The following is an 11,021-nucleotide window of genomic DNA, read 5'->3' as shown; positions in this document are numbered from 1 at the left end:
GAAACGGCATGATAGGGAAGGTAGCGAAAAGCTAGATGGAAGAAATCTGGGAAAAATGTGGGCTAGATAAAGATAGATGGGAAAAACTGGGTGAAGACCGCTCTATTATTGAAGCCATCTATAAGGACTACATGGGCAGGTCCGACGAGTTACATAATGTCGCCATAAGTCTAAGCAGTTTCCTTCAGAAAATGACAGGCGTCCATTCGGTAAGATGGAGACTGAAGTCACCGGAACACCTAGTATCAAAGATCTGCCGGAAAAAGGCGGCTGGATCTGAAAAGTACAAGACAATATCCATTGAGAACTATAGGGATGTAGTTACCGACCTCATAGGTATTAGGGTGCTTCATCTCTTGAAAGAAGATTTCTCCAAGCTCCACGGGGAAATTATTCGAACTTGGGATGTCGCTGAGGAACCTGTAGCATATCTGCGCAACGGCGACCAGCAAGACCTGCGAGATCTATATGATAAACTTGGCCTGCACGTCGAAAATCATGCGGACGGATACCGGTCTATCCACTACATAATTCTCACTAACTTCACAAAGAATTCGATCAAGTGCGAACTTCAGGTTCGTACGATATTTGAGGAGGGATGGAGCGAAATCGACCATATGATCCGGTACCCTGAATTTACTGATGAACCCCTTGTTCTGGAGTTTGTAAATATCTTCAATAGATTGAGCGGGGCAGCCGACGAGATGGGGACTTTCGCACTGAAGCTCGCAAAGGATATCAATCGGTTCCGTGAGGAAGGCGCTCAAAAGGAAGCGGAAGCGACAAAATCCTATGAAGAGCTATCGGCCAAAATCGAAGAACTTGAGAGGGCGCATAACCAAAATGAAAGCTTGAGGTCGGAGCTGACGATACTCAGGAAACTGGCGAATAAAGTCCAAGCTACGAACGCAGAAAGAAGCTCTAGATTTATTTCGCCCAACTACCAAAATGCAAGAGTTTATCTTGAAAAGAGGGCGCAACGAGAAATATCTGACAGCAAAGGAAACAACGAGGACCTGAATAGGGATTTAATAATGAGGCTTGGGTTCTCGGCCGATTCATTTGATGAAGTGGCATCGACCTCCAAAAAGTCGATTAAAGAATCCGTTTTGCGAATTAGAAGAATGGAGGCAGATCACAGACCGGATGATCCATCTGTCAAGAAGTACGTACGCCCGCTCAAAAAGATAGCGCCAAAGAAGGATGACGATATTGACACATAGAAATGGCTTGGCCGGTAAGGCTGGGAGGGGTCAGTAGCCGGCGCCGAGCAGATATAAACTTCGCGTTCACCGCATTGGGATAAGCGGCTAGAACGAGCCTTCTACGCCGTGGTGGATAAGCCGCCCCCGCTCAAGAGGCTGCTGCGTCTCCTGGCGCTATGCTTGACTAGGCGCGAGGGGCCGCTTCGGGCTGGCTGCGGACGCTCGATGCCTTGCATGTCACACACAATTTTCAAGCATGGCCGCTAGCTGAGCAAACGCGGAGGGGCGCGCTTCATGATGTGCTCAGTGCCAGATCCCAGGTCTCCCGTACGGCGACTGATCAAGACAGCGTGGGACACCGGCCTTCTAACCCTTTGATTTTGCTAAAGCCTATCCTTCCGGGCGTGGGACACCGCGCGCCTAAGTTGTAAGCACCCGGTTGTGGCCGCCTTCTGATGCTGCCGGTTTCGGTCTAGCCATCCGTCGTTATTGACGTCGTTACCGACGCGTCTGTGGCGGAAGGGATCATGCGGCAAGAGATTTTGACGGGGGTCGAGCGGCGACGCCGGTGGTCGGATGCGGAGAAGCGGTCGATCCTGGCGGAGGTGGGTGTGAATGGGGCGCGCGTTGCGGATGTCGCCCGTCGTCATGATCTGACCCGGCAGCACATCTATCAGTGGCGGGCGGAGTTCCGGCGGCGGGGCGAGAGCCTTTCAGATGAGACCGGGTTCCTGCCGGTCGAGATGACGCCAGAGAACAGCGTCCCGTCGGTTCCCGCGGCGACCCCACCGGTCGAGATCGTGCTCGTGAACGGCCGGCGCCTGCGCGGGATAGAAGGATTGTCGCCCTCGGGCCTCGCGCAACTGATCCGGGTGCTGGAAGGCGCATGATCGGGCCTGGGAATGGCGTGCGCGTGTTTCTCGCGGCAGGCACCACGGACATGCGCTGCGGGATCGCGGGGCTCTGCGCGCGGGCGAAGAAGGTGCTGGGAGAGGATCCTGCTGGCGGCGCGCTCCTGGTGTTTCGGGGACGCATGGGCGACCGGCTGAAGATCTTGCATTGGGATGGGCAGGGCTTCTGCCTCTATTACAAGGTGCTCGAGCGCGGGCACTTCCCCTGGCCGAAGGCCACCGAGGGCAAGGTTGCACTGACACCTGCGCAGATGGCTATGCTCTGGGAAGGGATCGATTGGCGCCAGCCGCGCTGGACGAGCGCGCCGACGCGGATGTGAGTCAAAGCGCCGCTTTCCCATTGTTTTGTTGGGCCTTTTGGCGCCGGCATGGTAGCAATGGCCCATGTCGCTCACCGCTGCTTCCCTGCCGGACGACCCTGCTGCCCTGAAGGTGATGATCCTTCAGCTGCAGGCTACGCTGCGCGCGCACGACCTGCTGGTGCAGTCGCTCCGGATGCGGATCGCGCGGCTGAAGCGGCAGGCCTTCGGCAAGGGCTCGGAGAAGATCGCCCGCGAGATCGAGCAACTGGAGTTCGCACTCGAGAGCCTGCAGGTGGCGCAGGCCGAGGTCGCTCCGCCGCCCGAGCCGGAAAGCGTCGAGACCACACTGGTCTCCGGGGCGCCGGATGAACAGGGCGATGGTGACGCCCCGGAGAAGGCGCCGCGCCGCCGTCCGCGGGTGTCGCCCGACACGCCGCGCGAGCGCCGCGAGCTCGATCCCGGCGAGACCTGCCCGGATTGCGGCGGCGCCCTGCGCCTCGTCGGCGAGGACGTGAGCCAGATCCTCGACATGATCACGGCCCGGCTGAAGCTGATCGAGGTGGCGCGGCCGAAGAAGTCCTGCCGGTGCTGCGAGCGCATGGTGCAATGCCCGGCGCCGACCCGCCCGATCCCGGGCAGCCTCGCCGGTCCGAGCCTTTTGGCCTTCATTCTCGTCGCCAAATACGACGACCACCTTCCGCTCTATCGCCTGAACGAGATCTTCGCCCGGATGGGGGCCGACATCCCCGACACCACGCTTGCGGGCTGGTGCGGCGGCGCGATGAAGACGCTGGCGCCGCTGGTCGAGCTGATCCGCAAGGATGTTCTGGCCTCGGACCTGCTCCACGCTGACGACACGCCGATCCGGGTGCTCGACCGGTCGAAGAAGGCCGAGCTCGGCAAGGGCGTGAAGGAGGGGCGGATCTGGGCCTATGTCCGCGACCAGCGGCCTTGGTCGGGGACCGCGCCACCGGCCGTGGCCTATCACTTCTCGCCCGATCGCAAGGGCGAGCACTCGCAGAAGCACCTCGGGGCCGGCAAGGGGATCCTGCAGGCCGATGCTTACGCCGGCTTCAAGGACCTCTATCTGGCGGAGGGGAATGGCGAGGCCCGGTTCCGCGAAGCAGCCTGTTGGGCGCATCTGCGAAGGGCCTTCTTCGAGGTCGAGAAGGAGACCGGCTCCGAGATTGCCCGCGAGGCGCTCGAACGGATCGGCGCGCTCTACGACATCGAAGCGCAGATCAACGGCCGCAGTGCCGACGAGCGCCGCGCTGTCCGCCAGGCGCACAGCCGTCCGAAGGTCAGGGCGTTCAAGGCCTGGGCCGAGGAGCAGCTTGAGTATATCTCGGGCAAGAGCGACCTGGCGAAGGCGTTCCGCTACGCCCTGAACCGCTGGGATGCCTTCTGCCTCTTCCTTGAGGATGGGCGTGTGGCCATCGACAACAATCCGGCCGAGCGCGCCATGCGGCCGATCGGCATCGGGCGGAAGAACTGGCTCTTCGCCGGCAACGACGCCGGGGGCGAAACGCTCGCCCGTGCCATGACGCTGATCGAGAGCGCGAAACTGAGCGGACTCGACCCGCAGGCCTACCTCGCCGACGTGCTGGCGCGTATCAACGACCACATCAACCCGCGGCTTTACGAACTGCTTCCCTGGAACTGGAAGCCCCTGCCAGCCGGCGACAACAAGATCGCCGCCTGATCTGCGCAGATCTCGTTGACGTCAGTAACGACGCCAATAACGACGTCGTATCACGCACCCCAGATATCAGTTGAACCCGCAAGGGTGGTCACAATCGGGCGGTTACCCTAAGTTTGCTGGGCCTCGGGTAACTCTTGGGCCGCCCTTCTGATCTCGCAATTCGCCTTCGACGCCGCGCCCGTGGTGGCGCTGGCCCGCCGGCTCCGCAGTCTGGGCCTGACGGTGCCGCTGCGCGTGGGCACCGCCGGACCGGCCGATCGACACATCCTGTCGGAGTTCGCGCGCGATCTCGGCGCCGGGCGCTCCGCCGAGCGGCTCGCTCGCCCGGCAAGCGATCCGGAGGGGTTCAGCATCGAGCGGTTCACGGCCGCCCTGGCCGAGGCCGGAGCGCAGGAGCCCGCGCTGGGGCTAGAGGGTCTCCATCTCTTTCCGTTCGGCCCGACGGAGGCTTCGGTCAGCTGGCTCGGACAGCCGCGATGAGACGGCAGGGCACAAGAGGCCGTGCCTCGCACGACGCCTCTGCTCTCGGTCGCCTCCTCGCCCGACCCTGTCCTGCTGATCTGTCCGGGTGCCGATGACGGGTGCTCTGGGCCTCATGTGAGGAACATGATCTCCGTCCGCAGGGTCTTGGCAGGCGTCAAGCTGCGTGGTGCGACCGAGATGCGCGGATCGCGGTGGCCGCGACGCAGGCGCGCGGCCGGTCAACCCTGAAAGGCAGCCGGGGGCGGCAGGCGCGCCGCTTGGCGGCGATCGGGCGATGCCTCACGCCGAAACAGCAATACGGCGGACGCTCCCGGATCCTGCTCGGGCGCAGAGCCGGACAAGCCCGCGCTGCACCGCCGCGACCATCGACTTTCGATAGAGTTTTACGCGTCTTTTTGCCGGCTGGTCAGGAGTGCCGGTGCGGCTAGACCAGAAGGACGTGACGCGCGCGTCGGCCGCATCGTGCACCTCCTGCAGGATGCGGCCACCGGGCGTCGAGTTGAGGTCTTACCGATTGTCCGCCGCCTGCAAGTCGGCACCAGGGTTACCAGCATGACACGACCTGTGCGCGCGCCGCATCCTCTCGCACCCAGTCCCTTGCCGCAGGCTGCGACCGACGAGGTGCCGATCGGCTTCGACGAGATCTTCTTCTCGCGCACCGACGGGCGGGGCGTGATCCATGCCGGCAACTCCGTCTTCCGCCGCGTCTCAGGCTACGACGCCGGACAACTCATCGGTGCGCCGCACCGCATCGTCCGCCACCCGATCATGCCGAAGGCCGCGTTCCACCTGCTCTGGGAGCGGCTGAAGGCGGGACGTCCCACCGGCGTCCATGTCTGCAACCGCGCCATAGACGGGCGCGCCTATTGGGTCTTCGCCGTGGTGGTGCCGATCCGCGAGGGCTTCCTCTCCGTGCGCATCAAGCCCGCCAGCGCGACCTTCCGCCGGGTGCAGGAGGTCTATGCGGAGCTTCTGGCGGCCGAGGCAGACGGGGCGACTCCAGCGGAGGGAGCCTCCGCTCTCCTCGCGCAGCTCTCGCGGGAGGGCTTCTCCGGGTATGACTCGTTTCAGGCGCAGACGCTCGCGGCGGAGCTTGCCTGCCGCGCCGAAGAAACCGGCCTACCCGCCCCGGATCTCGGCGCGGCTCTGGCGGCGCTTCGCGCGGCGGACGGCATCGAGGCCGAACTTGAAGCGATGCGGCGCATGTTCCGGAAGGCGATCCTCATCACCACCAACCTGCGCATCGTGGCGTCGCGTCTCGAGGGAGGCGGGCGCGCCCTGAGCGCCATCGCCGACAATTACGCGCTCCTGTCGGATGGGATGAGCCGCTGGATCGAGCAGCACAGGGGCGGAAGCCTCGGCATCGCCCGGTCCGCGGCCGAGACCCTGTTCCTCGAGGGCGCAAGCCTTCTTCTCGAGGAAATGTCGGCAAGTTTTGCCCGCGACGCCGAAGCGGGCGTCGGAGATCCGGAGGCCGAGCGCGGCCGGCTCGCGGAAGCGGCCGCGCACTATCGCGCGAGGGCGGAGGACTGCAGTCGCCGCGCCCTGTGCGATGCGGCGGATCTCGGAAGCCACCTCGCGCAGATGAACCACCATGTGAGTGCGCTCGGCTCGATCCGGATGCTCAGCCGGATCGAAGGGGCGGTTCACCGCCAGAGCGACAGCGCCCTCGATCAGATCGTGGCCCAGCTCGACAGCTTTCAGGACGAGCTGGGGGCCCGCCTCACCCGCACCACCGCCCATGGACGAAAGGTCTCGGCCGCGGCCTGATCGGCGGTCGCGGGCCGGCGCGAGGGGGCGCCCCTCCCGATCCTCGGGCCGGAAACTCTCGCGCCTTCGGCCTGCACAAGGCGCCGCCTGTCGAAGGCGCTCCGCCGTCGAGAGGGCACTGCCGAAGGGCCTGCCGCGCGACGCCCCTCCGGTGCCGCGCAGGCCAGCGATCCCTAAGGCGTTACCGCCGGGCGACGCCACTTCCCACGGACATCTTCAGGGCCCCGCCGAGGCTCCTCCTAGCCCGCTGCGGACGAGGTGAGCACCGTCGGCCGCGTGCGGACGATGGGCTCCGCCCGCTCGACATGGGCGGCCATCTCATTGAGCTGCTGGAGCCTCCGCTCATGTTCGGGCGTGGCCTCGAGCCCCAGCGTGTCGAGCACGCGCTTCCAGCGGTGAGCCCAGTCGTGGCGGCGCAGAGACTGCGCGATGTTGCTGCGCCGCGCCCGCTCGACCCGGGCCGGATCGTCCTCGAGTTCGGCCAGCACCTCGCCGATGTCCCGATCGAGCGGGATCAGCGCGTCGGGCCAGTCGAAGGCCTGATGATATTCCGGGCAGTCGGGCGCACTGCCGAGGACGAGCGCACCGCCGGCCGCCCCCTCGAAATAGCGCGTCGAGAGCGCCCGGTCGCCGCCCGCCAGTTCCCGCACCGCAGAGGGATCGCCCGGATCCCAGGCAAGGAAGCAGTGGCTGTGCCGGATCAGGTCGGCATTGTAGCGCCGCACCGGCGCCCAGCCGTCGCGCATCTCCTGCCCCTTCCAGACGTCATAGACATAGACAAGGTCGCGCTCGGCCGAGAGATCGAGGAGACGCTCGTGCACCGACGCGTCGCGGCGCCCGATCACCGTCACATCGATGCCGCGCTTCGGCAGATGCGGAAACGGCGCGGTCAGCATCGTGTCCGTCGCCGTGGACAGTTGCGTGATCGGCGCGCTCGTATAGCGTGCCAGCGCCTCCTTGCTCGAGCCGTTCAGCACGAAGACATGGTCGAACCGGTCCAGAAGCCGCAGCTTGTCCTTCCATTGCTCGAAGGTCGAGGACCAGCTTTCCAGAAGGAAGATCGCGGCAATCCCCGACCGATCGCGCCACTGCCGGATCTGGTCGATCTCCTCGATCTCATAGACGAACTGGCAGGTATAGAGCGTGAGGTCGTAATCGAGATCGAGCGTCATCGGCTCCATCCGCGGGATGTAGCGCCCGCGCAGCTTGCGGTACTTGAGCTCCAGCCGGTCGCGCAACGGCAGGCTCACCGCCCCTGCGCCCGGCCGGTAGAGACGGTCCTGCGGCGCGATCACGCGCCCGCCCTCGAGCCGCGAGACGACATTGGCCCATTCCCAGAGCACGCCGCTCCACGGCCGGGCATCCATGTTGTGCGTGGAAACGAGCAGCGTCCTGCGAAGGTTCATGCCGAAAATCCTCGAACGATCAGTTTGCGTGCGCCACCCGAAGGCGCGCGTGCCAAAGAAAAGATAAAAGATGATTCAAGGATGCCGATCCGGCCCCGTCTTTCAAGGCACCAATCGCGAAAACGCCCTAAAACCCATGCCGTTACACGTCAGGGTTGCGCTCAGTACCCGCGCAGGAGGAGTGGGCGCTTCCTGAACGTGCATCGCCCCCCCCGGCGAAGGCGCCTGCGGCGCTCGCCTCAGGCCGCGAGGCCCAGTCTGGCCCGGAACCGCGCCATCTCGCGCGACTCCGGGCGCACGCCGGTGTAGATCTCGACATAGCTCGGAATGCGCGCGAGCCGCGTCTCCAGCGTCTCCTCCGCCCGCATCGAGATATAGCCGATCTGCACCAGATAGACCGTTCGCGCCCGCACGTCCGCCTCCTGCGGATCGTGCCCCCACCGCGCCAGCATGTCCGTCAGCGCCGCCAGCCGGTCGGCATCTGCCGCCTCGACGGCCGCAGCCATGGAGGGATCCTGCAGGCCCCAGCTGCGGGCGGCGAATTCGAACCGCGCATCGAACCGCCCCGAGAGAAAGCAGGCCAGCACGTTCAGCATGGCCTCGGCCCTGCTTTCGGCATATTCGGCGCAGGCCGCCACGAGGGGCGCGGTCGTCGTCCCGGCCCACTGGCTGCGCAGCGCATCGAGCACGTCGGCCCGGTCCTTGAAGAACCAGTAGAAGCTGGTGCGCGAGAGCTTCAGCTGCGCTGCGAGGGTCATGATCTTGACCGATTCCACGCCGCCCTCGATCAGCGCCTCGTAGGCCGCCTGAAGCCAGCCGTCGCGCGATCCGCGCCACCCCGTCTCGGATTCCCGTTCCTCCATGTCACCGTGCTTAGGCGGGCGACAGGCGGCAGGCAAGCGAATGTTCGCCCCGGATCATCCATCGTGCACCGCAGAACCTTTAATTGACACATCTGCACATTCCGGCAAATGATGCAGCCGTCCCGCCAAGGAGTCTCCCATGTCGAACGACCCGCTCCTCCAGCCCTACCGGCTCAAGCATCTCACGCTGCGCAACCGCATCCTCATCACCAGCCACGAGCCGGCCTATCCCGAGGACGGGATGCCGAAGGACCGCTACCGCGCCTATCATGTCGAGCGCGCGAAGGCGGGCGTGGCCCTGACCATGACGGCAGGATCGGCCAGCGTCTCCCGCGACAGTCCGCCCGTCTTCAACAATGTCCTGGTCTGGAAGGACGAGGTCGTGGGCTGGATGAAAAAGCTAGCCGACGAATGCCACGACCATGGCGCGGCGGTGATGATCCAGCTCACCCATCTCGGGCGGCGCACGCGGTGGGACAAGGGCGACTGGCTTCCGGTGGTGGCTCCGAGCCACGAGCGCGAGGCGGCGCACCGCGCCTTCCCCAAGCGGATGGAGGAGTGGGACATCGCCCGCATCGTGGGCGACTTCGCCGATGCGGCCGAGCGGATGAAGGCGGCGGGCCTCGACGGGATCGAGCTCGAGGCCTACGGCCACCTGCTCGAGCAGTTCTGGTCGCCTCTGACCAACGATCTCGAGGCGCCCTGGGGCGGCAGCCTCGAGAACCGTCTGCGCTTCACCTTCGAGGTGCTCGGTGCGATCCGCAAGCGCGTGGGGCCCGACTTCATCGTGGGCGTCCGCTACACGGGCGATCAGGATCTGGCGGGCGGCATGGGCGCGGCCGAGGGGCTCGAGGTCTCGCGCCGGCTGAAGGAGAGCGGGCTGATCGATTTCCTGAATGTCGTGAAGGGACATATCGACACCGACCCCGGCCTCACCGACCTGATCCCGATCCAGGGGATGCGCAGCGCGCCCCATCTCGATTTCGCGGGCGAGATCCGGGCCGCCACCGGCTTTCCCACCTTCCATGCGGCGCGCATTCCCGACGTAGCGACGGCGCGCCATGCCATCGCCAGCGGCAAGCTCGACATGGTGGGCATGACTCGCGCCCATCTGGCCGACCCCCATCTCGTGCGCAAGATCGTCGAGGGCCGCGAAGACGACATCCGCCCCTGCGTCGGCGCGAACTACTGCCTCGACCGGATCTATCAGGGCGGCATGGCGCTCTGCCTGCACAACCCCTCCAGCGGGCGCGAGATCGAACAGCCGCACGAGATCGCGCCGGCCCCGGTGAAAAAACGTATCACCGTTGTCGGCGCCGGTCCTGCCGGCCTCGAGGCCGCGCGCGTGGCAGGCAGCCGCGGACATGCGGTGACGGTGTTCGAGGCCGCGTCCGAGGCCGGCGGTCAGGTGCGGCTCACCGCTCGACAGGAGCGGCGGCGCGAGATGATGTCGATCGTGGGCTGGCGGCTCGACCAGTGCGAGAAGCTGGGGGTGAAATTCCATTTCAACAGCTTCGCGGACGCCGAGGCGGTGCTTGCGACAGAGCCCGATGCGGTCATCGTGGCCACCGGAGGCCTGCCGCATACCGAGGTGCTGGAGGAGGGCAACGACCTCGTCTGCTCGGCCTGGGACATCCTTTCGGGCGATGTGAAGCCGGCTGCCAGCGCCCTCGTCTTCGACGATGCAGGCGATCATGCGGGACTTCAGGCGGCCGATCTCATCGCCGCGACCGGGGCCGCGGTCGAGATCGTGACGCCTGACCGCAGCTTCGCGCCCGAGGTGATGGCGATGAACCTCGTGCCCTACATGCGCAGCCTGCAGGCGCGCGACGCGACCTTCACCGTGACATGGCGCCTCAAGTCGGTCAGGCGCGAAGGCAACCGCCTCCGCGCGGTTCTGGGCAGCGACTACGGCCCCGCGCTGCGCGACCGGCTGGTCGATCAGGTGGTCGTCAACCATGGCACGCGGCCCCTCGACGATCTCTATTTCGAGCTGAAGCCGCTCTCTTCGAACCTGGGCGAGGTGGATTACGACGCCCTTGCCACGGGTGGCTCTCAGGATCGGCTGGTCAATCCCGAGGGTCGCTTCCGCCTCTACCGCATCGGCGACGCAGTGGCCGCGCGCAACACCCACGCCGCGATCTATGACGCGCTGCGGCTGGTGCGCGACCTCTGACGGCCGCAGGCGGGCCCCCAAACAGCGCCTCCGCCTGTCCCTCGGGGCGGGGCCGCTCCTCGGGTCACTGAAGGAGCCGCGATCCGAAGTCGATCAGCACGCCGAGGGCCGCGAAGGGCAGCGTGAGGAAGAGCGCGAGCCAGAGCCCGCCCAGGGCCGTGGGCCGCGGAGCCGGCGCGCGGATGCCGCGGACCACGCCCGAC

Annotated in this window: 9 protein-coding genes; 7 read left to right on the top strand and 2 right to left on the bottom strand. The window is 65.4% G+C overall.

Annotation, left to right across the window (positions count from 1 at the left end):
• Nucleotides 1-35 precede the first annotated feature (35 nt).
• The 6 genes from A9O63_RS22280 (at nt 36) to A9O63_RS14965 (ending at nt 6,373) form a co-directional block, all read left to right on the top strand.
• The gene (locus A9O63_RS22280; RefSeq protein ID WP_084295950.1) at nt 36-1,223 is read left to right on the top strand and encodes a RelA/SpoT domain-containing protein; all 1,188 of its coding nucleotides are present in this window, start codon (nt 36-38) and stop codon (nt 1,221-1,223) included.
• Between the two features lie 509 nt (nt 1,224-1,732).
• On the top strand, nt 1,733-2,095 hold the full coding sequence (tnpA, locus tag A9O63_RS14985; protein WP_069332665.1) for an IS66-like element accessory protein TnpA: 363 nt from the start codon (nt 1,733-1,735) through the stop codon (nt 2,093-2,095).
• Entirely contained in the window at nt 2,092-2,436 is a 345-nt protein-coding gene (gene tnpB, locus A9O63_RS14980) for an IS66 family insertion sequence element accessory protein TnpB (protein ID WP_023921643.1), read from the top strand. The genes tnpA and tnpB overlap by 4 nt, the downstream gene beginning before the upstream one ends.
• 64 nt (nt 2,437-2,500) lie before the next feature.
• Nucleotides 2,501-4,120: an IS66 family transposase gene (gene tnpC / locus A9O63_RS14975; protein ID WP_069332664.1), complete on the top strand. Its 1,620-nt coding sequence runs from the start codon at nt 2,501-2,503 to the stop codon at nt 4,118-4,120.
• Nucleotides 4,121-4,300: 180 nt separating this feature from the next.
• On the top strand, nt 4,301-4,600 hold the full coding sequence (locus A9O63_RS14970; protein ID WP_235836996.1) for a hypothetical protein: 300 nt from the start codon (nt 4,301-4,303) through the stop codon (nt 4,598-4,600).
• A gap of 555 nt (nt 4,601-5,155) precedes the next feature.
• Nucleotides 5,156-6,373 carry a PAS domain-containing protein gene (locus tag A9O63_RS14965; RefSeq protein ID WP_235836995.1) on the top strand — a complete coding sequence of 406 codons (1,218 nt, stop codon included), beginning with the start codon at nt 5,156-5,158 and terminating at the stop codon, nt 6,371-6,373.
• A 239-nt stretch (nt 6,374-6,612) separates the two neighbouring features.
• On the opposite strand, the gene A9O63_RS14960 is transcribed toward A9O63_RS14965, so the two are convergent.
• Both A9O63_RS14960 and A9O63_RS14955 read right to left on the bottom strand, forming a co-directional pair.
• Complete coding sequence (locus A9O63_RS14960) at nt 6,613-7,779, bottom strand: glycosyltransferase family protein (protein WP_069332663.1); 1,167 nt, start codon at nt 7,777-7,779, stop codon at nt 6,613-6,615.
• 239 nt (nt 7,780-8,018) lie between these two features.
• The gene (locus tag A9O63_RS14955; protein ID WP_069332662.1) at nt 8,019-8,642 is read right to left on the bottom strand and encodes a TetR/AcrR family transcriptional regulator; all 624 of its coding nucleotides are present in this window, start codon (nt 8,640-8,642) and stop codon (nt 8,019-8,021) included.
• A 139-nt stretch (nt 8,643-8,781) separates the two neighbouring features.
• On the opposite strand from A9O63_RS14955, the gene hpbA reads away from it, so the two are divergent.
• Nucleotides 8,782-10,818, top strand: coding sequence for an N-methyl-L-proline N-demethylase HpbA (hpbA, locus tag A9O63_RS14950; protein ID WP_069332661.1), 2,037 nt, complete (start codon nt 8,782-8,784; stop codon nt 10,816-10,818).
• The last annotated feature ends 203 nt before the right edge of the window (nt 10,819-11,021 follow it).

It is taken from the genome of Cereibacter johrii (assembly GCF_001720585.1).
Classification (GTDB): Bacteria; Pseudomonadota; Alphaproteobacteria; order Rhodobacterales; family Rhodobacteraceae; genus Cereibacter_A; species Cereibacter_A johrii.
Note: the sequence above shows the minus strand (reverse complement) of the source record. Positions and strands in the feature narration are given on the sequence as shown.